At 67.2% G+C, this 24,434-nt stretch carries 20 protein-coding genes; 6 read left to right on the top strand and 14 right to left on the bottom strand.

Annotated features, from left to right (window positions below):
• Positions 1 to 35 precede the first annotated feature (35 nt).
• The 8 genes from tssH to AC07OH_RS28290 all read right to left on the bottom strand — a co-directional run bounded on the left by tssH (position 36) and on the right by AC07OH_RS28290 (position 9,763).
• A complete protein-coding gene (gene tssH, locus AC07OH_RS28325; protein WP_495302929.1) occupies positions 36 to 2,762 on the bottom strand; it encodes a type VI secretion system ATPase TssH in 2,727 nt (908 codons plus the stop codon).
• A 40-nt stretch (positions 2,763 to 2,802) separates the two neighbouring features.
• A complete protein-coding gene (gene tssG, locus AC07OH_RS28320) occupies positions 2,803 to 3,924 on the bottom strand; it encodes a type VI secretion system baseplate subunit TssG (RefSeq protein WP_495302928.1) in 1,122 nt (373 codons plus the stop codon).
• On the bottom strand, positions 3,888 to 5,738 hold the full coding sequence (tssF, locus tag AC07OH_RS28315) for a type VI secretion system baseplate subunit TssF (RefSeq protein ID WP_495302927.1): 1,851 nt from the start codon (positions 5,736 to 5,738) through the stop codon (positions 3,888 to 3,890). The genes tssG and tssF overlap by 37 nt, the downstream gene beginning before the upstream one ends.
• A 26-nt stretch (positions 5,739 to 5,764) precedes the next feature.
• Positions 5,765 to 6,256: a type VI secretion system baseplate subunit TssE gene (gene tssE, locus AC07OH_RS28310; protein WP_062474770.1), complete on the bottom strand. Its 492-nt coding sequence runs from the start codon at positions 6,254 to 6,256 to the stop codon at positions 5,765 to 5,767.
• A 109-nt stretch (positions 6,257 to 6,365) separates the two neighbouring features.
• The gene (locus AC07OH_RS28305) at positions 6,366 to 6,878 is read right to left on the bottom strand and encodes an Hcp family type VI secretion system effector (protein WP_062474768.1); all 513 of its coding nucleotides are present in this window, start codon (positions 6,876 to 6,878) and stop codon (positions 6,366 to 6,368) included.
• Between the two features lie 80 nt (positions 6,879 to 6,958).
• Positions 6,959 to 8,449 carry a type VI secretion system contractile sheath large subunit gene (gene tssC / locus AC07OH_RS28300; RefSeq protein ID WP_062474765.1) on the bottom strand — a complete coding sequence of 497 codons (1,491 nt, stop codon included), beginning with the start codon at positions 8,447 to 8,449 and terminating at the stop codon, positions 6,959 to 6,961.
• A gap of 2 nt (positions 8,450 to 8,451) precedes the next feature.
• A complete protein-coding gene (tssB, locus tag AC07OH_RS28295; RefSeq protein ID WP_099793844.1) occupies positions 8,452 to 8,967 on the bottom strand; it encodes a type VI secretion system contractile sheath small subunit in 516 nt (171 codons plus the stop codon).
• 121 nt (positions 8,968 to 9,088) lie between these two features.
• The gene (locus AC07OH_RS28290) at positions 9,089 to 9,763 is read right to left on the bottom strand and encodes a tetratricopeptide repeat protein (RefSeq protein ID WP_495302926.1); all 675 of its coding nucleotides are present in this window, start codon (positions 9,761 to 9,763) and stop codon (positions 9,089 to 9,091) included.
• A 219-nt stretch (positions 9,764 to 9,982) separates the two neighbouring features.
• On the opposite strand from AC07OH_RS28290, the gene tssJ reads away from it, so the two are divergent.
• From tssJ to tssA, 4 genes are all read left to right on the top strand, one after another.
• Entirely contained in the window at positions 9,983 to 10,603 is a 621-nt protein-coding gene (gene tssJ, locus AC07OH_RS28285; RefSeq protein WP_495302925.1) for a type VI secretion system lipoprotein TssJ, read from the top strand.
• Between the two features lie 79 nt (positions 10,604 to 10,682).
• Entirely contained in the window at positions 10,683 to 12,029 is a 1,347-nt protein-coding gene (tssK, locus tag AC07OH_RS28280; RefSeq protein ID WP_062481129.1) for a type VI secretion system baseplate subunit TssK, read from the top strand.
• A gap of 16 nt (positions 12,030 to 12,045) precedes the next feature.
• A complete protein-coding gene (icmH, locus tag AC07OH_RS28275) occupies positions 12,046 to 12,843 on the top strand; it encodes a type IVB secretion system protein IcmH/DotU (protein ID WP_062481127.1) in 798 nt (265 codons plus the stop codon).
• On the top strand, positions 12,840 to 14,000 hold the full coding sequence (gene tssA / locus AC07OH_RS28270) for a type VI secretion system protein TssA (RefSeq protein WP_495302924.1): 1,161 nt from the start codon (positions 12,840 to 12,842) through the stop codon (positions 13,998 to 14,000). Before icmH ends, tssA begins: the two co-directional genes overlap by 4 nt.
• 44 nt (positions 14,001 to 14,044) lie before the next feature.
• Here the strand turns inward: tssA and AC07OH_RS28265 are convergent, their stop codons facing one another.
• The 6 genes from AC07OH_RS28265 to AC07OH_RS28240 all read right to left on the bottom strand — a co-directional run bounded on the left by AC07OH_RS28265 (position 14,045) and on the right by AC07OH_RS28240 (position 22,540).
• Positions 14,045 to 14,890, bottom strand: coding sequence for an OmpA family protein (locus AC07OH_RS28265; protein ID WP_495302923.1), 846 nt, complete (start codon positions 14,888 to 14,890; stop codon positions 14,045 to 14,047).
• A gap of 7 nt (positions 14,891 to 14,897) precedes the next feature.
• Positions 14,898 to 15,881, bottom strand: coding sequence for a type VI secretion system-associated protein TagF (gene tagF / locus AC07OH_RS28260; RefSeq protein WP_095950376.1), 984 nt, complete (start codon positions 15,879 to 15,881; stop codon positions 14,898 to 14,900).
• Positions 15,878 to 19,744 (bottom strand): type VI secretion system membrane subunit TssM, encoded by a 3,867-nt coding sequence (tssM, locus tag AC07OH_RS28255; RefSeq protein WP_495302922.1) that lies wholly within the window; start codon positions 19,742 to 19,744, stop codon positions 15,878 to 15,880. Before tssM ends, tagF begins: the two co-directional genes overlap by 4 nt.
• A 24-nt stretch (positions 19,745 to 19,768) precedes the next feature.
• Complete coding sequence (locus tag AC07OH_RS28250; protein ID WP_495302921.1) at positions 19,769 to 21,241, bottom strand: hypothetical protein; 1,473 nt, start codon at positions 21,239 to 21,241, stop codon at positions 19,769 to 19,771.
• A gap of 102 nt (positions 21,242 to 21,343) precedes the next feature.
• On the bottom strand, positions 21,344 to 21,637 hold the full coding sequence (locus tag AC07OH_RS28245) for a PAAR domain-containing protein (protein WP_062481115.1): 294 nt from the start codon (positions 21,635 to 21,637) through the stop codon (positions 21,344 to 21,346).
• Positions 21,638 to 21,697: 60 nt separating this feature from the next.
• Complete coding sequence (locus AC07OH_RS28240) at positions 21,698 to 22,540, bottom strand: M15 family metallopeptidase (RefSeq protein ID WP_495302920.1); 843 nt, start codon at positions 22,538 to 22,540, stop codon at positions 21,698 to 21,700.
• Between the two features lie 160 nt (positions 22,541 to 22,700).
• On the opposite strand from AC07OH_RS28240, the gene AC07OH_RS28235 reads away from it, so the two are divergent.
• Together AC07OH_RS28235 and AC07OH_RS28230 are read left to right on the top strand one after the other, a co-directional pair.
• Positions 22,701 to 23,510 carry a hypothetical protein gene (locus tag AC07OH_RS28235; RefSeq protein WP_495302919.1) on the top strand — a complete coding sequence of 270 codons (810 nt, stop codon included), beginning with the start codon at positions 22,701 to 22,703 and terminating at the stop codon, positions 23,508 to 23,510.
• A 25-nt stretch (positions 23,511 to 23,535) separates the two neighbouring features.
• Positions 23,536 to 24,434: type VI secretion system Vgr family protein (locus AC07OH_RS28230; RefSeq protein WP_495302918.1), on the top strand; the 899-nt coding region annotated here is incomplete at its 3' end.

The raw sequence follows: 24,434 nt of genomic DNA, 5'->3' as shown, positions 1-24,434 counted from the left end.
TTTTGTTCTCCCGTGGGCACGCGCGGCTGCTGCGCCTAGGTGATCCGGTAGCGGAATTCGCCGCCCTTGCCGCAGCTGGCCTTGATCTTGGCCAGCGGCGTCTCGTCGGCCATGCGTGTGAGCACGGCCTCGGCAATCTCGGGCAGCAAGGTGCCGTTGAGGATGTGGTCGACGTTGCGCGCGCCCGAGTCGACCTCGGTGCAGCGCGCGAGCACGGCCTCGACCAGCGCATCGTCCCACTCGAACACGGCCTTGTGGTTGGTCGCGATGCGGTCGCGGATGCGCCCGAGCTTGAGCGCGATGATCTGCTCGAGCACCGCGTCGGTGATCGGATAGAACGGCGCCACCTTCATGCGACCCAGGAAGGCCGGCTTGAAGGCCTTCATGAGCACGGGGCGCAGGGCCTCGGCCAGCGCGTCGGGCGCGGGGCGCTCGTCGTCGGCCTTGTTGAGGCACGCCTGCATGATCTGCGACGAACCGATGTTCGAGGTGAGGATGATCAGCGTGTTGCGGAAGTCGATCTCGCGGCCCTCGGCGTCGTCCATCATGCCCTTGTCGAACACCTGGAAGAACATCTCGAGCACGTCGGGGTGGGCCTTCTCGACCTCGTCGAGCAGCACCACGCTGTAGGGCTGGCGGCGCACGGCCTCGGTGAGCACGCCGCCTTCGCCGTAGCCCACGTAGCCGGGCGGCGAGCCCTTCAGGCCCGACACGCTGTGCGCCTCTTGGTACTCGCTCATGTTGATGGTGATGAGCTTCTTCTCGCCGCCGTACAGGATGTCGGCCAGCGCGAGTGCGGTCTCGGTCTTGCCCACGCCCGAGGGGCCGACGAACATGAATACGCCGCGCGGCTTGTTGGGGTCTTCCAGGCGCGCGCTCGCGGTGCGCACGCGCTGGGCCACGGCGGCGAGCGCGTGGTCCTGCCCGATCACGCGCTCGGCCAGCAACGTGTCGAGGCTGCGCACGGTCTTGATCTCGTCCTTGACCATGCGGCCGAGCGGCACGCCGGTCCAGGCCGAGACGATCTCGGCGACGACGTGGCCATCGACCTGCAGCGGCACCATCGGCGTGGTGCCTTGCAGCGCGCGCAGTTCGGCGAGCAGGGCATCGAGTTCGTCGCGCGCGGGGTCGGCAGTGGCAGCGGTTTTCTTGCGGCTGGCGGCGCGGGCCGGCGCTTTCTCCGCCACGGCGGGCGCGGCCTCGGGCTGCTGAGCGGCCGATTCGTCGCGTTGCGCACGCAGCGCGCGGATGCGTTCGACCAGCGCGTTCTCTTCGGCCAGACGTTGCTGGCTCGCGGCCAGCTCGGCCTGCAGCGCGCTTTTCTTTTCCGCCAGTTCGGCCAGGCGCGCTTCATGGCGCCCGCCGGCCGCGGTGTCGCGCACCAGCGCGGCGCTCTCGGCTTCGATGCGTTCGAGGCCGCGGTTCGCTTCCTCGATCAGCGCCGGCGTCGCGCTCTGGCCGAGCGCCACCTTTGCGCACGCGGTGTCGAGCACGCTCACGGCCTTGTCGGGCAGTTGCCGTCCGCTGATGTAGCGGTGCGACAGGCGCACGGCCTCGGTGATGGCTTCGTCGAGCACGCGGATGTTGAAGTGCTTCTCCATCAGCGGCACCATGCCGCGCAGCATGGCGGCGGCCAGCGTTTCGCTGGGCTCCTCGACCTTCACGACCTGGAAGCGCCGCGCGAGCGCCGCGTCCTTCTCGAAGTATTTCTTGTACTCGCCCCAGGTGGTGGCGGCGATGGTGCGCAGCTCGCCGCGCGCCAGCGCCGGCTTGAGCAGGTTGGCCGCGTCGCTCTGCCCGGCCTGGCCGCCCGCGCCGATCATGGTGTGGGCCTCGTCGATGAACAGCACAATCGGGTGCGGGCTCTTCTTCACTTCGGCGATCACGTTCTTCAGGCGGTTCTCGAACTCGCCCTTCACGCTCGCGCCGGCTTGCAAGAGGCCCATGTCCAGCGTGTGCAGCGCCACGGCGCGCAGCGACTCGGGCACGTCCTGCGCGGCGATGCGAAGTGCCAGCCCTTCGACCACGGCCGTCTTGCCGACGCCGGCTTCGCCCGTGAGGATGGGGTTGTTCTGCCGCCGGCGCATCAGGATGTCGATGACCTGGCGGATCTCGGTGTCGCGGCCGATGACGGGGTCGAGCGCGCCGTCCTTCGCGCGCTGCGTGAGGTTGGTGGTGAACTGGTCGAGCGCAGGCGTCTTGCCGGGCACGCCCGCGGCCAGCGGGTCGGCCGCCGGTTGCTGCGCGTCGCCCTCGGCCGCCGCGCCCGAGGCACCGGCTTCCACTGCTTCACTCGAACCGTCGGTGAGCTTGTCGAAGTCGTGCTTCAGGTCCTCGAGGCGGATCTTGGCAAAGAGCGGCGAGCCGCGCTGCGCCAGCTGCGCGAGGTCGGGCTGGGTCAGCAGCGCGAGCAGCAGGTGGCCCGAGCGGATCTGCGCCGCGTGCGCGTCGAGCGAGGCGAGCAGCCATGCCTGCTGGAACAGCTGCTGCAGGTGCTGCGAGAACACCGGCGTGCGCGTGTTGCCGTTCTTGAAGGTCTGGATCTCGCGCTCCAGGTCCGACTGGATCGCGGTGGCGCTGATGCGGTTGGCGTGCAGCACGCGGGCGAGGTCGTTGTCGGTCTGCTCCAGCAGCGCCAGGAACAGGTGCTCCAGGTCGACCTCGTAGTGGCCGTGGGCCAGGCACAGGTTGGCGGCGCGCTGCGTGGCCATGCGGGCGCTGGCGTTGAGCTTGGTGATCAGTGTCTTCAGCGAGGTGCTCATGAGCGGTGGTGTTCTTCTGTCGGTCTTGTTCGTTGAAAGGTCACTGCAGGGGCTGAAGCTCGTACTGCGTGTCGCTGCGGTCGCTCTCGGCCTCGCGGGTGGTGATGAAGCTGTCCCAGCCGAGGTGGCTGCCGCCGCTGTCGCTGAGCTGCACGGCGGCCACTTCTTCGCGCGCCAGGATCAGGCGCACTTCGTATTCGCAGGTCACGCCGGCGAGCAGCGCCAGCATCTTTTCGAGCGCCTTCGCATGCGCGCGGCCCGGAAAGAACTCGCGCAGCGCGCTGCGCTTGAGCGGGCCGATCCACAGGCGGATGCGCAGGTCGCGCTGCCAGATGCGCTCGCCCGCCATCGCGTTCTGGCCCAGGCTCACGTTGCCCTCGCCCAGCCTGGAGCGCTGTTGCACGGGCATGTCGTACCACTTGCCCAGGAACTGCTCGATGCGGATGTGGCTGCGGAAGTAATCGGACAGCACGCGCTGCAGGTAGGCCGCCGACATCGGCCGGTGGCGCACCGCGGCGGCGTAGCCGGCCACGGTCTCGTCGAACACGGTGCCCGTGCCGTCGGTCAGCGGATCGCGCTGGGCCGTGTGCTCCAGCCCGGCCATCGACAGCAGCACCGGCAGGTAGGCGCGGCTGCGCTCGTGCTCGTAGTGCAGCGGCAGGCGGTACTTGCGCCAGGCGGCATAGAAGAGCGCGGCGGCGCGGTTGCTGAACACGTCGAGAAAGGCGCGCGCCGAGCTGTCGCGCAGATGCTGCTCGCGGCGCATCAGCATCTCGGTGTAGACGATGGGCAACGCGCCCGACACGCCCAGCATGCCGAAGGAGGCGGGCGTGAGTTCGATGCGGCTCAGGCCGTGCTCGTCCTCGTGCGGCAGCGGCGGCTCGCACAGCTGCGCGCCCGACATCAGCTCGCCCACGGCGTCGCGCACCGCCAGCGCCTCGATCTCGCTGGGCGGGAAGTTCAGGCTCGTGGAGCTGCGAAAGCGCACCCAGCGCGGCACCATGCGTTCGCCGGGCACCAGGCGCTGGTGCACGTCGCGCTCCTGCCGCTTGAGCAGCATGAGCTCGATCAGCCGCACCGCCTGGAAAAACTCGAAGCGGTAGGGTTCGCGCAGCAGCCTTTCGGCTACAGGAGGATCGATTCGCCGCTGCGGGGCTTGCATCGCACCAGCTCCTCCTTGTCGCGCGCCGAAACGATCACCAGCTGGGTGAAGCTGTTCAGGTGCACATAGAGACCGAAGAAATGGTCCATCACGCGGGCAAAGGCCTGCAGGCTGCTGCCCACGAAGCCGGTCTCGTCGACCGTGAGCTTGAGCTCGATGCCGCGCACGAAGGTCGCGAAGGGCTTGCCCGGCAACCACTGGGTGGTGGCCTGCTGCTCGATCGCGGTGATGGCCTCGATCTGCCGCGCCGACACGGCCGAGCGGCCCAGGTCGTACAGCCGCAGCATCTCTTTCAATGCCGGCAGCCCGCTGGTGGCCAGCGACAGGTGGTTGAGCGACAGGTGCGACACCAGCCGCCACTGCACGCCCTTGCCGCGCGGCATGCGCAGCGTCTGCGTCGGACGGCGCAGCATGCGGATCGAGCGCGCCACCGAATTGCCCTCGATGAACAGGTCGCCGCCGGGCAGGCCGAAGGCCAGCGAGTGCGGCAGGTCGCGGTTGGTGCAGGTGAGGTCGATGCTCAGCGTTTCGGTCTGCGGCAGCGAGGGCTGGAAGTCGATGTCGACGATCGAGAGCTCGGTCTCGTAGCCGGGGCTGCGCTGCGCCACGAGTTCGTTGCGCCGCGCGAACCAGTAGTGCTCGGCCTCCTTCGGGTGCTCGCCGTGGTGCAGCGAGTAGAAGGGCCGGAACTCGATGTACGCATCGCCCTCGGCGGTCTGCTTCACGAGCTTGACCGAGTCGATGCTGTAGACCTCAAAGCCGAAGGCGCGGCGCGCGTCGGCCACCACGGGGTACGCGGCGGCGGCATGCGTGACGCGGATCGGGTCGCTGCGCTGCTTGAAGAGGTTGATGACGGGCGTGCAGCCCAGGCGCAGGTTGCGGCTGGACACGCCCTCGAGCAGCCGCGCCGTGGGCGAATCGGCGCGCACGCCGGTCATCACCAGGTGCAGCGTGATCGAGCGGCACGAGCCGATGTGGCGCAGTGCGTTCGCCAGGTCGATGTCGACGAAATTGAACTTCTCGGGGAACGCGAAATACTCGCTCAGCAGGCGGTAGGCCGGGTGCGAGCGCGCCGGCAGTTCGATGAGCGCATCGGCCTCCTCGAAGCCGACGGGATGCAGCGCCTCGCCCTGCACCAGCGTCCACTTGCCGCTGCGCTCGGGCTCCACGAAGACGGCGGCCGTCTTCAAGAAGATGGCGTCGGCCAGCGCCGTGGCCAGCGAGGGCTCGGCGTCGATGAAGGTGCGCAGGCGCGCCAGCGTGAGCGCCAGGGTGCCGAGCGACTTCTGCTCGCCGGTGGCCTCGAGCGTGACCGACAGGCAGCCCGTGGCGTTGCGCGGCAGCGAGGCCTGCGCAGGCGCATTCACCACCGCGTGGTAGACCACGTTCGACACCTGCACCGCCGCCAGCGTGACGTCGTACACGCTGCGAAAGCGGCAGGCGCCGCCGCGCACCGGCTGCGAGGTGAGCTCGGTGCCGCGCGCGATGGTGACAGGCTTGCTGAGCTTGGCGAGCGCCGCGCCGCCGGCGTCGAACTGCGCGATGGAGCACGACGGAAAGGGCCGCAGGTAGTGCGGGTACATCACCTCGAGCAGCGCTTCGGTGAGCTCGGGGTAGTCGTCGTCGAGCTTCTTGCTGATGCGGGCCGTGAGCAGCGCGAACGACTGGATCATGCGTTCGACGTGCGGGTCTTCGCTGGCGTCGGCCGAGATGGCCAGGCGCGCCGCGATCTTCGGGTAGCCCTTGGCGAACTCCTGCGAGTAGCCGCGCAGGAAGGCCAGCTCGCGTTCGTAGAAGGGCAGCAACTCGTCCATGGTGGGCGTCGGGTTCCGGCGTGGCGCTAGGCGTACCGGCTCTTGCCGGTGCCGCGGGTGATGGAGTACTGCAGCGTCGTGGGCTGCAGCATGGCGTCGAAGTTCACCGGCTCGGCCAGTTCGGGCAGCACGAGCAGGGCGGTGATTCCGAAATACAGCATGTGGGTGCTGGCCTGGCCGTCGACCTCGAGCGACACCGAGACATCGCGCAGGCGCGACTCGTGGCGCGCAATGGCCTGCTCCAGCGAGCGGCAGATGAACGATCGGTCGTAGTGGCTGGCCAGGCTCAGGCCCGAGAAATCGCTCAGGCCGTAGGTCATGACGGAACGCCGGCACTCGGGGTAGGCCTGGAGCTTGGCGTCGTCGAAGACCATGCGCGTGTTGAGCAGGGATTCGAGGTCGCGTGCGACCACGTTCTTGACCTCGTCAAGCGACAAGTGGCGCAGCACCGGCGAAGCCGGCCCGCGCCAGTCGTCATCGAACAGCTTGTCGAGCAGGCCCGGTTCGAATCCTGTCATGGGTCACTCCCTGTCTCTCGCGTCGAGCAACGGGCAAGGCGCCGCGCGAGGGGCGCGGCGCCAAAAAGAAACCGCGGCCTGCGCCGCGGTCGTCATCGCCCGACTGGCGTCAGACCGAGTAGGTCTTGTCGTTCTTCGTGAGGCTCCAGGCGCCTTGCGAGTTGCCGCCCTGGTTGCCGCCGATCTTCTGCTGCGTGTACTTCCACTGCACGGCGGCGTACTTCAGCGAGAAGGTCTCGCTCGGCACGCTGGCCACGTCGGTGCTCACGACCTTCGGGTTCACGCTGGCGATCAGCACGTACTTGAGCTTGATCTCCATGTACTGCACGCGCTTGCCTTCGCCGTCGGCACGGTAGAACTGCACCGTGACTTCGTCGAAGGTGGTGCCGCCCGACGCGTGCTGGTACAGCAGCGGGCTGACGACGTCCATGTCCTTCGTGAAGATCATCTCGCCGTGCTCGCAGCGCTCGGCGGTGTGGCCGCCAGCGGTCGACGCGGTGGCCGAGCGCGGCTGCACGATGCTGTGCTGCCACGAGCTGACTTCGATCCAGTCCTTGTGGTCCTTGTCCTGCGACTCGCCGTTGATGGCCGGGCTGCCGAACTTGACGTAGATATCTTTCATGTTTCTTCCCCTTCTTGATTGATTACTGACAGTTAACGTGTTGCAGCACGGCCCCTCGGCCGCGCACCCGATCTGCCTCCTTACTTATTCACTGACTTCGGCAGATCGGCGACCAAGCGCAGTGAAATAGACAGTTCATCCAGCTGGAAGTGCGGGCGCAGGAACGCGACCGCGCGGTACACGCCGGGCCGCCCGGGCACTTCGCCGACCTGGATGGCGGCTTCGCGCAGCGGGAACTGGGCTTTCTGTTCCTGCGTCGCGTTGTCGTCGAGCAGCACGTACTGCGCGATCCAGCGGTTCAGGAACTGTTCGACGTTGTGCGCCGAGGCAAAGCTGCCGATCTTGTCGCGCATCATGGCCTTGAGGTAGTGCGCGATGCGGGACACCGAGAAGATGTACTGCAGCTGCGCCGAGAGCACCGCGTTGGCGTTGGCGCTGTCGGTGTTGTACTTCTTGGCCTTCTGCAGCGACTGCGCGCCGAAGAACGCCGCGTAGTCGGAGTTCTTGCAGTGCACGAGCGGAATGAAGCCCAGGTCGCTGAGCTCCTTTTCGCGCCGGTCGGTGATGGCGATCTCGGTCGGGCACTTCAGGGCGATCTCGCCCTCGTCGGTCTTGAAGGTGTGCGTGGGCAGGTCTTCGACCAGGCCGCCGCCTTCGACGCCGCGGATGGCCGCGCACCAGCCGAAGTCGTCGAACGCGGCCGTCAGGCGCGTGGCGAAGGCCCAGGCGGCGTTGCACCAGAGGTACTTGGCGTGGTCGGTGCCGTCGACGTCTTCGACGAAGTTGAAGCTGTCGACCACCGTGCCTTCGCGCGGGTGGTAGGGCAGGCGCCCGAGGAAGCGCGGCAGCGTGAGGCCGACATAGCGCGAGTCTTCCGAATCGCGGAACGACTTCCACTTGGCGTATTCGACGGTGTCGAACACCTTGGCCATGTCGCGCGGCTTGCCCAGGTCGGCAAAGCTTTCCAGGCCCAGCAGCTCGGGCGAGGCCGCGCCGATGAAGGGCGCGTGCGCGGCGGCCGCCACGTGCGCCATCTGGTCCAGGAAGTACATGTCTTCGGGCTGGCGCGTGACGTCGAAGTCGCCCACCAGCGCACCGAACGGCGCACCGCCGAAGGTGCCGAACTCTTCTTCGTAGACCTTCTTGAACATCGCGCTCTGGTCGAACTCGACGGCGGCCTTGAAGTCGCGGATCAGGTCGCGCTTGGTGGCGTTGATGACCTTGATCTTGAGCATCGTGCCGGTCGGCGTTTCCTTGACCAGGTACTCCAGGCCGCGCCAGGTGCTCTCGAGCTTCTGGAACTCGGGCGCGTGCATCACGGCGCTGAGCTGGGCGGAGATGAGCGCGTCCAGGTCAGCCACGCGGGCGTCGATCATGGCCGACACGTTGTCGGAGACGATCACCGAGCCTTCGAGGACCTGGCTGACCAGCTCGCCGATGAGGTCCTTGGTGCGCGTGTGTTCCACGTCGGACTTGGCGACCTTGCTCTTCTCGACGATCTGGTCGAGCAGGTCGACCGAGGCTTCCGACGAAGCGGCACCGCTCGATGCCGATAGTGCTTGCGCGGTCATGGTCAGCTTTCGTCCTTCTTGCCAACGCCCTGTCCCAGGCGCTGGAGTTGCTCGGTGTTGTTCAGCACGTCGGCCAGCAGGTCTTCGAGCTTGCTGTTGCCGGCCATCTTGTTGCGCAGGTCGGCCAGCTTGGTGCGCGCGTCGAGCAGGCGCTTGAGCGGCTCGATCTGCTCGACGACGGCTTCGGGCGAGAAGGCGTCCATCGAGTTGAAGGTGAGGTCGACGCCGAAGCTGCCGCCGCGCCCGTCGAGCTTGTTCGGCACCTGGAAGGCGGCACGCGGGGCCACGCCCTTCATGACGTCGTCCATGTTGTCGCGGTCGATGCTGACGAACTTGCGGTCCTTGAGCTTGGGCTGCTCCACCTCGGACTGGCCCGCCAGGTCGGCGATCACGCCGACGACGAAAGGCAATTCCTTTTTCTCGATGGCGTCACCGAGTTCCACGTCGTACGTGAGTTGCACGCGCGGCGGGCGCACTTTTTGAAGCCGCTTCTGCACGCTCTGTCTTTTGGTCGCCATAAGTTTCAATACCTTCGCAATAGGACTGAGAAACGAATTAAAAAGTTGTACGGCCCATTTGGAAACCGCACGCCCATTCGTTAATACATTGGTTTAAGAAACCAATTCAAAAACAAAATGATTACTTGAGGGCGTCAAATGGATTGCCGCCACCGGCGCGCGGGGCGGGCGCGGCAGGTGCCGGGCGCGGCGCGGCGACCGGGGCCGGGGCCGGCCGTGCGGCGGCGACCGGGGTCGGCGCTGCGGCAGACGATGACGAAGGCGCGGGTGCCGGGCTGGGGGCCGCGGCGCGGCGCGCGGGCGTCGGCCGGGCTTCGGGGCTGGCAGGCACCAGGACCGACAGGCCCAGGGTTTCGCGCAGCAGGGCGGCCAGGCGGTAGGCGTCGGCGTTGGCGTCGCCGCTCAGGCTGCTGTCCTTGCCCAGGTCCTCGATGGAGCGGGCCGCAAGGCGCAGGCCGCCCACGGCGGTGATGCTCTTGGCCTGGCGGCTGGACGGGTCGCGGCGCAGCGACTCCTCGGCGGCCGAGATGGCCAGGCTGTAACGGCCTTCGTTGAAGTAGATCTGCGCGATGCGCGACCACGGCTCACCGCGGGTCGGGTTGTCGGTGGCGAGCTGCTGGTACTGGCGGATGACGGGCGCCTTGTCGCCGGTGGCGGCAGCCGCGGCGGCATCGGCGTCGGCGAGGCTCTTGTTGTAGGCCGCGGTGGCCTGGGCAACGGCCGCGTCCGGCGTGGTGGTACAGGCCGACAAAAAGACGGTGCTCGCAATGGCACCGGCAATCATCGTGCGAGTCATGATTTTTCGAATCGACACATTCCCCCCTAGTCTGACTTTTTTGGCAGGCCGCAATCATTCATTAATTTGCGACCGGTGACAATAACAATACACGATACTACATCGGCATTGATGGCAAATGACGGGAGAGGATGAATGCTAATTTCCTAATCGAAAGTCATGTTTGAAATGACGTAATCCTATTTGGTCCATCGGAATTTTGTTACGACTCGTCTTTTAATGAAAACATTAATTACATCCGGCGCGCTGCTGGCCGCGTTGATGCTCGGCGGGTGCAGCTCGCCGGTGCTCACGATCGCCAACATCGCGCTGGAGGCGAGCGGGCTGAAGAAGCCCGAGCTGCCCGAGTCGCAGAAGCCCCCGCGCAAGGTGACGATGTCGATCGCCGCCGGCAAGAACCTCAACGCCGACAGCCGCAACCGCCCGCTGGCCGTGGTGATGCGCATCTACAAGCTGAAGGAAACGACGGGCTTCTACCAGTCGTCCTTCGATGCCTTCGTCACGCCGGGGCGCGACAAGACGCAGCTGGGCGACGACCTCGTCGAGAGCCGCGAGATCACGCTCATTCCCGACCAGCAATACACCTGGACCGAGACCGTGCCGCGCACCGCCAACGCGGTGGCCGTGGTGCTGCTGTTCCACTCGCCCGACGCACAGCGCTGGCGCTTCGCCTTCAACGCCGCGGACGCCGAGAAGACCGGCATCGTGATGGGCGCACACGCCTGCGCGCTCACCGTCACGACAGGCGCAGTGGTGGGCCAGCAGAACGCACAAGGCGCGGCCCCCATGGGCGCGCTCAACCTGTTGGGGCCGGTGACCTGCCGGCCCTCGCCCGCCTGATCAGCACCGACGGCGGGCCTGTCCGAGTCGACACGACGATGCGATACATTCAAAAAAAATTGTGGGGAGTTGATCCGACGTGAGCTACGCAGCCAAGGTCCTCTGGGGAGAGGGCTTGTTTCTACGCCCCCAGCACTTCCAGCGCCAAGACGCATACCACGAGGCGCGCCTGCGCGCCACGGCGCAGACGCTGCATCCGTACTTCTGGGGCGTGCGCTCCATCAGCTTCGACCTCGATGCGCTGGCCAGCGGCATGCTGCGCGCCTCGCAGCTGTCGCTGGTGTTCCCCGACGGCGAGCCCTACGCGGCGCCGCAGGCCGACGCGCTGCCTCCGCCCATCTCGCTGGACACACTGAGCCCGGGCCAGAACGAGATCACCTTCTACCTGGTGCTGCACCCGGTGAAGGAGCTCGGCAAGAACTACACCGACCCCAACGAGGAAGGCTTTGCCGCGCGCTACACCAGCGACGCGACGCAGTCGCTCGACCTGTACACCAACGCCGTGAGTGCCGAGGTGGTGTTCCTGCGCAAGAGCGTGAAGCTCCTGGCCGACACCGAGCCGCGCGAGCAGTTCGTGTCGATCCCGGTGATCCGCATCCGCCGCACCGCCGCGGGCGGCTTCGAGATCGACCGCAGCTTCGTGCCGCCGTGCACCAGCATCGACGCCTCGCCCACCGTGTTCCAACAGCTGCGCCGGCTGCTCGACGTGCTGCAGGCCAAGGTCAATTCGCTGTACGGCATTCATCGCGAGCCGAGCAAGAACATCATCGAGTTCCGCTCGGGCGACATCGCCTCGTTCTGGCTGCTGCACACGGCCAACTCGGCCTTTGCCTCGCTCTCGCACCTGTTCCATCACCCGTCGCTGCACCCGGAGCGCCTGTTCCAGGAGCTGCTGAGCCTGGCCGGCGCGCTGATGACCTTTGCCAAGACCTACTCGCTGAACGACCTGCCGGTGTACGACCACGAGAAACCCGGCCCGGCCTTCGCCGAGCTCGACCGCATCGTGCGCGACCTGCTCGACACCGTCATCTCCACGCGCTACTTCGCCATTGCGCTCACCGAGACGCGCAACGCCTTCTACCTGGGGCGCCTGGACTCCGGAAAGATCGACGAGAAGACCGTGTTCTACATGTCGGTCACCGCCAGCATGCCGGCCGCCGAGCTCGCCGAGGTGGTGCCGCAGCGCTTCAAGATCGGCGCGCCCGAAGACGTCGACAAGCTCGTGCTCTCGGCCATGCCGGGCGTGCGCATCGTCTACGCGCCGCAGGTGCCGCCGGCCATTCCGATCCGCGCGGGCGCCTGCTACTTCTCCATCGACAGCAAGAGCCAGCTGTACGACCGCATGCTGCAGGCGCAGAGCGTCACCATCTACGCGCCGGCCGGCATCCCCGACATGCAACTCGAACTGATCGCCGTGACCGGCTGATCACCCGCCCGATCGTATGAACACCACCACCCTCAACAAGGCCCCTTCCCTGCTGGGCGCCGACGCGCCGCCGGCCTCGTTCACGCCGGCCGGCGTGGCACCCGACGCCGACTCCAGCCTGCTCGACCTGCTGTACGACGGCTTCGTGATGCTGTTCCTGCTGAAGAAGAAGCAGCAGCCGGCCACCACCGAGCAGTTCCTCACGGGCATCCGCAACTACCTGGGCGAGTTCGAGCGCAACGCGCGCAAGCTCGACGCCACGGCCGAACAGATCCACGCGGCCAAGTACGCCTTCTGCGCCACGGTCGACGAGTTCGTGCTCTCGGCGCCCGAGTTCGCCATCCGCTCCGAATGGGAGCGCCGGCCGCTGCAGCTCACGCTGTTCGGCGACCAGCTGGCGGGTGAGAACTTCTTCAACATGCTCGAGGTCGAGCGGGCCCACGGCGCCGCGCGCATCCAGACGCTCGAGGTTTTCTACATGTGCCTGCTGCTGGGCTTCCAGGGCAAGTACGCCATCGACGGCACCGAGAAGCTGGCCTACCTCACGGCGCGCGTGGGCGACGAGATCGCCAACGCGCGCGGCAAGCGCACGCCCTTCGCGCCGCACTGGCCGCTGCCCGACCTGATCTCGCACTCGCTCAAGCGCGAGGCGCCGCAGTGGGTGGTGGCCGCGCTGTTCGCGCTCATCGGGTTGCTGGGCTTCATCGGCCTGTCGGCGCACCTGGGCAGCACCACGCAGGGCGCGCTCGCGAGCTACCAGGACATCGTGAAGCTCGGCCCGCGCCAGGCCAACCTGACGATCTCGCTGCCATGACCGCGGCCGCGACGAACCGCCTCGACCTCGCGGCCCTGCTGGCCCCGATTTCGGAGGCCAAGCCCTGCGGCGAGGACATGCTGTTCTCGCGCGAGTTCGACGCCATCCAGGAAGCGCGCAAGCACGACGACCCCTCGCTCGAACAGGGCGAATGGGTCATCGAGCTGAAGGAGGCCAACTGGCCCTTCGTGATTGCCGAGTGCGACAAGCTGCTGCGCGCGTCCACCAAGGACCTGCGCCTGGGCGTGTGGCTCACCGACGCGCTGGCCAGCCAGCGCGGCTTCGAGGGGCTGGCCGACGGCTACCGCCTGCTCAGCGGCCTGTGCCGCCAGTATTGGGACGAGCTGCATCCGCAGCCCGAGGGCGGCGACATCGAGATGCGCATCGGCACCGTCACGTGGCTGATCTCGCGCTCGGTCGAGCTGCTGCAGCGCGCGCCCATCGTGAGCGACGGCAGCACCGGCCACAGCGCGCTGGTCTGGGAGACCGCGCTGGCGCTCGACCAGGCGATCCGCCGCACGCCGGCGCAGGCCGACGAGCTGCAGCGCAACAAGGTGACGGTCGACCAGTTCGACCGCCTGCGCCGCGCCACGCCCGCGAAGTTCTTGCAGAAGACGCACCGCGACGTGCAGGCCTGCGAGCAGGCGCTGGCCGAGTTCGAGGCCGTGTTCGACGAACGCACCGCCTCCAACGGCCCGAGCTTTCGCGCCGCGAAGGACGCGGCCACGGCCATCCGCCAGACCGTCGAGCGCTTTGCGCGCGAGGCCGGCGTGCCGATCGACAACGGCGCGGCGCAGCAAGCCACCGCCGCTGCACCGGCCGCCAGCGCACCGGCTGCCCCGACCCGCATCGAACCTGTCTTCGACGCCGCCATGCCCCATTCACCTCCCACCTACCACGCGGCGGTGCATGTGCCCGCCGCGCTGCCACCCGGCATCCACAGCCGCGCACAGGCCATCGCGCAGCTCAAGGAAGTGGCGGCGTATTTCGAGCAGACCGAGCCATCGAGCCCGGCCGCCTACATGGCGAACAAGGCCGCGCGCTGGGCCGACATGCCGCTGCATGCGTGGCTGCGCAACGTGATCAAGAACGAGCAGGAGCTGGCCCAGCTGGTGGACCTGCTCGATTTACCCAAGGGCGACGACGAGTCGCGCTGACTTTGCGCTGAAAGAAAAAGGCCCGCGTTGCGGGCCTTTCTTCTTTAGCGTCCGACCCGGAACTCGATGCGCCGGTTGCGCGAACGCCCCTCGTCGGTCGCGTTGCTCGCCACTGGCTGGTCCGGGCCCACGCCCGAGGTCGTGAGCGTCATCGGATCGATGCCCTTGCCCACCAGGTAGCCCTTGACCGATTCGGCGCGCGACTGGCTCAGCGCCAGGTTCGACGTGCGGTTGCCCGCGTTGTCGGTGTGGCCCACCACCGCCACCGACTTGTTCGTGAGCTTCTGCAGGATGGGCGCCATCTCGTCGAGGATGGCGCGCCCCTTGCCCGTGAGCGTGGCGCTGCCCAGCTCGAACTCGATGGTGCGGTTGCCCAGCACCTGGTCGACCGCGATCTGCTCCGACACGGGCACGCGCAGGCTGTTCTTGATGGTGTAGGTCGGGTTGAGCGAATTCGCCATGTCGCTCACGATCTTCTGGCGCAACGCCTCGTTGCCGACCTCGCCGCTCAGCGCCATCTGCGTGCCCTCGATCTGGAACTGGCCGCGGTGGATGTCCTTGAGCGAGGGCGTGATCAGCCGCTGCACGTTGGCGGCCCAGTTGGCCGGCATGCTGACGGTGCTCACCACCTCGATCTTGTCGATCACGCCGCTGGGGCCATAGATGCGGCGCAGCGCCTCGATGACGGCGGCGCGCGTGGCCTCGTCGGGCACCTGCCCGCCGGCCACCACCGGCTCGCCCTTGCCGACGGCCGCGGCCGTGGTCTCGACGCGGGCGGCGGTGGCGCCCGCTGCGGGTTGCTGTTGTTGTGGTTGCTGGGCCTGCACGGCCGGCACGAGCGCGAGCCCGCAGGCCATGGACAGCACGAGAACGCGCAAAGAACAATTCATGACCGTGTCATTCCCCGATGAAGACTTCGCGAAAGGCGGTGAGCACGATGTCCAGCGGCAGCTGCGGCTGGTCGAGGTAGCTCACCAGCTTGAACATCGCGTAGTTGCTGTGGATGGTGTCCTCGACCCACTCCGGGTTGTCGATGTCGATGTTGTGCTCGGTGTATACCTGCGGATGCAGCACGCTTTGCAGGCTGCGCGGCGACAGGCCGTTGAAGCCGATCACCAGCCGCGAGCGGCCGTCGATCTCGGTGACCAGCAGCACCAGCTCGAAGTCGGCCTTGGCCAGAAACTGCGACACCATCTCGAGCCAGAAGGTGGCGATCAGCGAGCGGTCGACCGGGTCGCGCGGCAGCGGCAGCGTGAGCCCCTTTTCCAGGTGCGACACCGCGCTGGCCATCACCGGCTGCAGCAGCAGGCCCAGCGCCAGGATGGCGCGGCGCAGCGACACCTTGTGGCCGTCGAAGTTGAGCATCTGCTCGATGCGCAGCAGGCTGGTGTCGCGCGTGAACGCCGCATAGGTGGCGCGCGAGGCCGACTTCTTGAAGCCCGTCTCGATGGCCGGGTCGATGGCCTCGAACTTCTTCAGCTCGTTGTCCAGGTCGGTGCCGGCCGCCAGCGACTGCACCTGCACCGCCATGCGGTCCCAGTAGGGGCCGATGAGCATCGGCGCGCCGCGCATGAAGTCGAGCGCCTCGTCCACGTCCACCGAGGTGGCCGCCAGGAACGGGTAGCGGCGCGACGACTCGTCGCGGCTGGGGCGCACGTGCCCCGCAATGGCCACGCGGCTGCGCGAGCCCAGGCACACGAAGTGCATCGGCGCCGCGTTGTCGTAGATCAGCTTCCAGCGCGGGTCTTCCGACAGCATCTCCATGGTCTGCGACAGCCAGTGGTCGAACACCTTGATGAGCTGCGGGTTGTACAGGCCCTTCACGAAGTCGCCGCGTCCGGGCAACTTGCCGAAGTAGCACAGCTGTTGTGGCGCGCTCATTTGCCTGCTCCCCCTGCCTGCACCGGCGTCTGGGCCGGTGCCTGAACCGCTGCGGGTGCTGCTGCGCGCGGCACACCGATCTCCGCGACCGTCGACGGCAGCACCGTGCCGCGCAGGCCCTTGCCCTGCGGCGAATCGCCGCCCGAACCGGCCGACTGCGTGTTCTGGATCACGCGCAGCTTGACGGTCACGCTCGCGTTGTCGCGCGCCCACGTGAGCTCGAAGCTGCCGTCGGGCAACTTCGTGCGCTGCGCCGTGCTCAGCAGGCGCTCCAGGCCGAAGTTGCCCGGCTCGTTGATCAGCTCGACCGTGCGCCCGTCGAAGGTGACGGCGGTGATCTTCGCGCCCGGCGTGCCCTGTGCGTTGGGCCAGACGAAGTTGGACCACTGCGGCGGCGTGTTGCGGTAGCGCAGCTGCTGGCCGTCGATTTCCACCATGTATTCCGTCAGGCCCGACACGGGCTGCGGCAGGATCTGGAACAGCGTCTGCGGCTGCGCGCTGCCGCCAGCCCCGGCCGCAGCACCACCCGACAGCGGCGCCACCCACTGCGCGAAGCCGTTCACGAAATCGGGGCTCAGCGTGAGGCCCTGGTCGCCCCAGGCGCGCGGCGACAGCAGGTCGCCGCGGCGGATCACCAGCGAGCCCAGCGTGGTCGTCACGAACTTGCCGATGGCGCCTTCAGGTCCGAAGAACTGCGCGATCTCCGCCGGCGAGGCCTCGATCTTCGCGCTCGCCGAGAACGGGTACTTGGTGGCCAGCGACTGCTGGAAGGGCTGGTGCACCTGCGCGCTCCAGATCTTGTTGACCTCCACCGCCGTCGGCTGCACCGTCACCGCGTACGCCTGCAGCAGCGGGCGCACCAGCAGCGGGCGCAGCGCCTGGCGCTGCGCGGCGTCCATGCCGGTGAGCATCTGCTCGTCGACGTACTTGAGCGCATCGGCCAGCTCGGAGCCGTTGCCTTCCAGCGTCTGCTGCATGAGCTGGCGCGCGCCCGGTCCGGGGTCGCCCTGGTTCTTGATCTGGTTGAAGCGCCCGCGCAGCTTGGACAGCGTGCCCAGGTAGCCGCGCAGCAGCGAGGTGTTGTCGCGCTCGACCACCAGGCGCGCCACACCCGCGAACTCGCGCCCGATCGGGCCCATCGGGATTTCCGTGGCGCCGCCGTTGAGGTCGACGTTCACGTTCACCTGCGACGGCGTGGCGCGGCTGAAGAGGCGCTTGAACCAGTTGAAGGCCCCGGTGCGCGCCTGCTGCAGGCCGGCGTTGACCAGCGAGGGGTTGTCCCACGAGGTCTGGTCGTACACGGTGTCGAAGACCTTGCGGATCGGCGAGTTCTGCGGATCGCCCAGCTGGTTCATCGCCACCACGGCCTGCTCGAAGCTGCCCATGTCCTTCACCGCGATGCCTTGCAGGAAGCGTTGCCACTCCTTGGCGTACTCCAGCTTGTACATGGTGGCCAGCGTCTTGCGGATCTGCTCCGGGCTGCCTTCGAGCGTCAGGTCGTCGTTGCCGGCGACGTTGAGCACCCAGTCCTTGCTCGAGGTTTCCTTGTTGGCGGCGTCGCGGATCGCGTCGTCCACGTACTGCTGCCAGGCCTCGCGCGTGAACGCGCCCGAGATGGCGACGCTGCCGGCGAGGGTGCCTTCGGCTTCGGCGCTGCTGGCCGTGGCCCCGAGGATGCGTGCCACGGTCATCGGCGCGAAGCGCGTGGAGGCGCGCGCCTTGATCTCGGCGTACACGCGTTCGCGCGCCGGCATGCCGCGCACCACGCGGCGCAGGTTGTCGCGCGTCTGCTCGACCAGCGCCAGGTTGGTGTCGGCCAGCGCGGGCCAGTTGTCGTCGCCCACGCGGCGCAGGTAGAAGGTGATCATGCGCTCCGCATCGCGGATGACTGCCGCGCGCGGCATGTCGCCGCGGTTGCTCTCGAGCCAGCCGCGCCAGAAACGCGAGATCTGGTCGGTGAGGTGCGCCGTTTCCACCTGCCGCTTGTCGGACAGCATGAGGTAGGTCTTGAGCGCGTTGTAGGCGTCCTGCACGTCGGCCGGCGAGGAGCCGGCATACAGGCCGCCGCCTTCCGGCGCTGTGGCGGGTGCCGTGGTGGTCGCGGCACCGGCGACCGGCAGCGGCGCAGGCGCCGCGCCACCCGTCAGTGCGGCCACCGCGTCGGCGCGCTTCAGGCGATCGGGGTGCGCGTTGACCTCGCGCAGGAAGGCCTGCAGGTTGTCGGACACCGGTGCGAGCATCAGCTGCTTCACGCCGCCGTAGTACTCGGCCACCAGCTTGTCTTCGAGCTGGTTGCCCTGGTACAGGCCCAGCGACAGCGACAGCGGCCGGTCGTTGCGGAATTTCTCAAGCTGCTCGATGCGGTCCTGCAGGATGCCCAGCGCCTCGAAGCGCGTGCGCAGGCCGTTGTCGCTGGCCTGCAGCTTGACCACCTTGTCCAAGTCGGCCTGCACGTTCTCCACCAGCTGGCGGTTGCCCAGGTACGACCAGGTCCAGCCGCCCAGCAGCAGGCCCAGCACGGTGACGAACGCGAAGAAGCTCACGTAGCGCACGCGCGCCTTCACGGGGCTGGAGAACTGCCGCACCGTCTTCTTGTCGGCAAAGATCACCTTGGAGAACAGGTCGCGCAGGAAGAACCCGTTCTGCGAATAGATTTCCTTCGACTTGGTGGCCGCGTTGCTCAGCGTGAGCCCGAAGCGCTTGGCGATGCGCTCGGTCGACAGGCTGCGCATCGTGCCTTCCTGCAAGGCGCTGGTGAAGTAGAAGCCGCGGAACACCGGCTTGTGCTGGAACGGGTTGCTCTCGAACAGCGTGGCCAGGAAGGCGCGCAGCGCGGGCTTGATGGCGGCGAACTCGAGCGGGAAGATCAGCAGCTCGGGCGACGGGTCGCTGCTGCGGTGGTTCGCGAAGTGCGAGACGCTGATTTCCTTCAGGCCCATGTAGAGCTCGTCGAAGCGCTTGTCGAACAGCGCCACGGCGTCCTGCTTCTCGTCGCCGTCGTAGGGCAGCGAGGCGCCCCACACGCGGTCGCGCTCCATCTTGTCGCTGTCGCCGAAAAATTCTGCAAAGCCGGTGATCAGGTCGGCCTTGGTGAACATCACGTAGACCGGCGCGAACACCTCCAGCCGCTCGGTGAGTTCCTGCATGCGCTGACGCAGGTTCTTGGCGAGCTGGATCGCGAAGTCGGGCCGGCTGCCGATCAGCTCGGGAATGCTGGCCGTGATGATGATGCCGTTGATGGGCGCCTTCGGCCGGTACTTCTTGAGCAGGTCGAGGAAGCCGAACCACTCCTTGCGGTCTTCCTGGTGAATCGAGTAACGCCCCGCCGTGTCGAGCACGATGCCTTCGGTGGTGAAGAACCAGTCGCAGTTGCGCGTGCCGCCGATGCCCTGGATCACCGCGTTGCCCTTGTCGGCGAACGGGAACTGCAGGCCCGAGTTCAGGATGGCGCTGCTCTTGCCCGCCGCCGGGTTGCCGATGACCATGTACCAGGGCAGCTCGTACAGCGCCTCGCTGCCCGACATCTGCCCGATCTTGGAGGTCTTGATGGTCTTGACGGCCTCGACCATGCGCCCGCGCAGTTCGTCGATCTCGGCCTTGCGCTCGGGGTCGCTGTCGCGCACGGCCGCCTCGGCCTGGTCCTCGAGCATGTCGCCGAGCTTGCGGTTGGCCGCGCGCGTGCGCATGCGCCGCACGAACCACACCAGCAGCCACAACAGCAGCAGCACCACGAAGATGCCGACGGCCCAGATCGCGCCGACTTCGAGCGTCTGCGCCCCGAGCAGCAGGAACGCGCCGAGCGCGATGGCGCCGATCACCGACAAGGTGCGCGGATCGGCCAGGAAACTGAAAAATCGCCGCATAGAAGTTTCTGGAATCGGTCCTGTTTAAGTAGCGGGTGACGCGGGGCTCGCCGGGCCGGCCAGCAAGGCCGTCCGGGCGAGCGCGTCCTGCACGGAAATGGCGAGCACATGCCGTGCATCGCGCGCGGCCAGGTGGCACGCGAGCACGACGGCGCTCATGTCGGCCGCGGCCCCCAGGTGACCCAGGGTGGCGCAGACAGAGAGGTTGTTTTCGAAGGGCACGTGCGGCAGCCGCTCCTGCACGAGCTTCGCCACCTCGGTGACGCGGCTGGTTCGGTGGTCGGCGTCGCTCACGACCCAGTCGACCTGAGCGGTCTCGAGCGTCGAGGTGGCGAGCAGGTGCTGGGCGAAGCGATCGAGCAGGCTGGCATCGGGCGTGCGCGCGGTGTCGGCCGATGCATCGCGCTGGCCGCCTGCGCTGCGCGACAGCCGCACGGCCTCGGGCGGCGCCAGCAGCGCATCGTCGGCGCGCACGAGCAGCAGGCCCGCGGCAGCTTCGCCGGGCACGCGGCCCTTGCGGCGCGTGGCGGTGTACAGCAGGCCGTCGGCCTCCCAGCGCGCGATGCTCGCTTCGGACACCGAGGAGTCGGCTGCCAGCGCGATCCACAGCGCAGGCCTTTGCTCGCGATGCAGCAACAGGCTGATGCGGTCGAGCAGTGCCATGCCGGACACGCCGTCTTCGCTCTTGAAGCAGTCAACGAGCCAGCGCTGCGACGCATCGCCCTCGCGCGCGCGCTGCTGCACCCACTGCGTGGCGATCGCGCGCTCGCTCTCGCTCCATGCACCTGGCAACAGCAGCGAGAGGTTCAGCTGCGGCGCCGCCGCCGGCCCCGGGATGACGCCGCCGCTGGACACGAAGCGTCCGGGCGCGCGCACCGCGAGCGCATCGCCCGCGTTGGCGATCGCCTCGGCCGCGGACGCCAGCAGCTCCTGCAACACGTCGGACATGAGATGGATGGCGCGCAGCCGGTCGTCGGGAAGTGCATCGACATCGAAAGCTTCGCCAGCCGGTTGCAGGCTTTCGCGCAGGTGCTCGCGCAGCTCGTTCTCGTCGATGCCATCGACGCGGCCCGCGATGACGGGGAAGCCTTCGCCGTCACGCAGTTCGGGAACCAGCTCTGGCGTCTGCGCCTGGCCGATCGCGGTGGCCACCGTGTCGGCATCGCTGCCGCGCGGCGTGCGAAGGGCGAAGGCCAGCACGGCCATCTGCGGGCGCTCTTGCGAGGCCTCGGTTGCTGCGGCATTCGATGAGGCGGCGGCGCCCGCGGCCACTGTCGCCCCGGCTGCAGGCAACGCAGCAGCGGGTGCAGCCGTGAAGATGCGGCGCAGCACCACATAGAAGAGCATCAGCGCCAGCGGCAGCACCACGAGGTAGAGCACGATGTCGCTCGTGCTCGGCATGCGCGCCGTGTACTGCCAGTAGACGATCACGAGCACCCACACCGTGATGAACACGGCGCAGGCCAGGAGCACGGGCTTGATCAGTCGCGACAGCATCAGGGGTTTGCGAACGCCTGGGTCACGCGATGGCGATGGCAGCGGCCCACGCGGTCGCGTGACCGCATGCCATGCCTGCAGCCGAAGAAGGAGACACCGCCGTCATTCGGACGCGGAAGCGATCTGGCTGGACAGCAGCCTGCAACCGCAGGCTGCGCGGTCGCCGTGGCGCGCCACGCGCCGGCCATCGATCGACACGCAGTCGCTGCCCGTCACGATGGGGTTGATGCCATGGCCGGGCCGTGGGCACGACACCATGTCGCCGATGCGCGCCACGCGCCGTTCGTCGATGTGCGTGTTTTCGGATGCGGTGATCACGAAGCCACCGTGGTCGGTCTTGTCATGCAGAACGATCCACGGGCGGTCGTTGTCCGCCTCGGGTTGATCCTCACCCATTTGAACTCTCCCCCTTGATTGCCTCGTGGTGTGCCGGTGCGACAGGTGTCGTCTCGGCATTCAGTTGCGTGACAATTTAAATCCCGGCTTGCGGTACTCCACGTGACCGTAATCCCTGAAGGACCATCGACCACCCCACACCAAGCCCACGGACTCGGCCGCTTCACCATAGAGGCGATAGCCCTCCATGGCCCATGGATCTTTTTCAGAGATCACCAGCTTGCCATTGCGATAGAACGCGTTGTCTGCCGCAAGTCCATACTGATGATAGCTTTGATTGGCCTTCGCCATGGTCACTGTATTGCCCAATGCAGCGAGTTTGGCTTGTCGTTCGGGGCTGCGATAACCCTCGAGCAACGCGAGGTCGTAGCCGTGCTTTTCTTTCATGATCTTGTAGACGAGCAGCAAACGATTACGAAAGTCCACATCCAGAACAGCCCAGTCCCGACTGCCTTCTTTCGTGAGCGGACGAATCTGCTCCACCTCTGCGGTGGCAAACACCTCGGGCGGCAACGGCTGCGGCGGCACCAGCTGCTCGCCCTTGAGCAAGGCCTCGATCTTCGGGTCGCTTGTGGCGGCCCAGTCGTCGAAGAACAGAACCCGGCCACTTCCGAAAGTCACACTTAACAACACCGGCACGATAAGCAGACCCATGCCCGACAGCAAAAAGTAGCGATGCCTTACGGCAAAAGTACGCACTCCTGAACCGCTGTCGCGCATCAACTGAAAACTTGCTTCGGACACAAAACCGAGACGGCGTCCTATTCCAATAAAAAAGAATGCAATAGCAGTAGAAATGGAGACCGTCGCTCGCAACACACGGTCACGAAAAGAAGGGAACAAGAAGATGGCAAGTGCTGCCACCATCAAGGCAAAATAACAAAAGAGAGTGAAGAAGATCAACGGTGTTCAATGAGAGCGACTCAATTGTATGAGTCGCTCCAAAATTTGAACCCATCGCACGCAACACCTTGTTGCATCCCAATTGCGATATCGCGTTGATCACGCCACATAAAGCCGAGGGGAGAAATCACATGCCCGCAGCCAGCCGGACCACCCATCCATGATGGGCGCGTCAGACGCCCACAAGGACCGACCGAGCCTGCTCGGTTCGAACGCACCCACCACGGCCACATCGGCTGCCGCGACCGGAGGCGAATCCACGCGTGTGCTTGCACAGTTCGGTGGCCGCGAAAGCGGCGCGCGTTCCTTCTTCGCACGGCCCGGTGTGTGGGCCTCCCTCGCAGTGTTGATCGGCGTGACGGGTGCCACGACCTACCACCTGCAGTCGAAGCGCGCGGATGCATCAGCGACCGTGGCGGCAGTGGCGCCGGCGCCCGTGGCCGCGCCCGCCGCAGTGGAACCGCCGAAGCCGCAGGCGCCTGTTGCGGCCACTGCGCCGGAGCCCACGCCCGCGCGCATCGTCGAAGGCGACAGCACGCCGCCGCCGCAGCAACCACCACAACAGCAGCCGGCCTCGACGCCATTCGCCGCGATCGGTGCACAGCCCATGGCCGTGCCGCCGGCTGCGAAGTCTGGGCGCGTGGCAGCCGCGTCGCCTGCAAAAAAATCGGGTGCTGACAGCAAGACCAGCGTCGCCGCAAAGAAGCAGCCGGAGCGCATCGCGTCGGGTTCGAAGAAGCCCGTGCGCACGGCCGCGAACGGCAAACCCGTCAAGACCGCCGCCAACAGCAGCAAGGCAGCGACGCGCGCCAACGTCACGCAAACAGCGGCACGTCCGCGCGGGCCCGATCCCGACACCGACCTGCTGACCGCGCTGCTCAAGCGCAGCAAGACCTCCGACCCCGCACCGTCGGCGCAGGCCACTGCCGCAACGGCGGACTGCAAGCCGGGCGCACCTTGCAAACCTTGAGCATTCGAACCTGAGCGAATTTCCGATGCCTTCCGCTGACCGCAGCGCCCTGTGGGCCGAGCTGAGCCAGACGGCTCGGCTGTACCGCCTTGAAGCACCGAGCGCGGCTTCATCGTCCAACAGTGCTGCGCGCGAGAGCATCGATGCCTTGCGCGTGGAAGGCTGGGTGCAGCGCGAGGCGGTGTCGCAGCTGTTCGAGTTGCGCATCGTGTGCCTGAGCCTGCGCGCGGACCTGGCGCTGTCATCGCTGATCGACCAGCCGCTGACGTTGGTCACCGTGCTGGCCAATGGTTCGCTCGCACGACGTACCGGCTTGATCCGCGCCGTCGAATCGCTGGGCGCCGACGGCGGCCTGGCACGCTACCGCCTCACGCTCGTGCCCTGGCTCTGGCTGGCCACCCAGCAAGGGCGCAGCCAGGTCTTCCAGCAGCGCAGCGTCTCGGACATCATCGAGCGCGTGCTGGCGCCGTATGCGGATGCGGGCAGCTGGGCCTTCTCTTCCGAAGTGAACAGCTTCCTGGCCGATGCGCCCGTGCGCACCTACTGCACCCAGTACCGCGAGAGCGACTTCGACTTCTTCTCGCGCCTGCTGGCCGAAGAAGGCCTGGCCTGGCGCATCGAGGAAGACGCGAAGGCGCCGATGGGCCACAAGCTCGTCATCTTCTCGTCCAACGACACCCAGCCCGCCGATGCAGGCTCGCCCGTTCGCTTTCACCGCAAGAGCTCTCAGGAGCGCAGCGACGCCGTGCAGGCACTGGTGCGGCGCATGCGCCAGTCGGTGGCCCAGGTGCACCTGAGCGCCTGGAACGTCGACGGCAAACGCCAGCTCACAGGCAGCGCCCCGGCGCGTTTTCCGGTCGGCGGCAAGAACGCCCCGCGCCTGGAATACGACGACGTGCTCGGCCTGAACGACCGCAGCCGCGG

The organism is Variovorax sp. GW821-FHT10C12, assembly GCF_059415405.1.
Note: the sequence above shows the minus strand (reverse complement) of the source record. Positions and strands in the feature narration are given on the sequence as shown.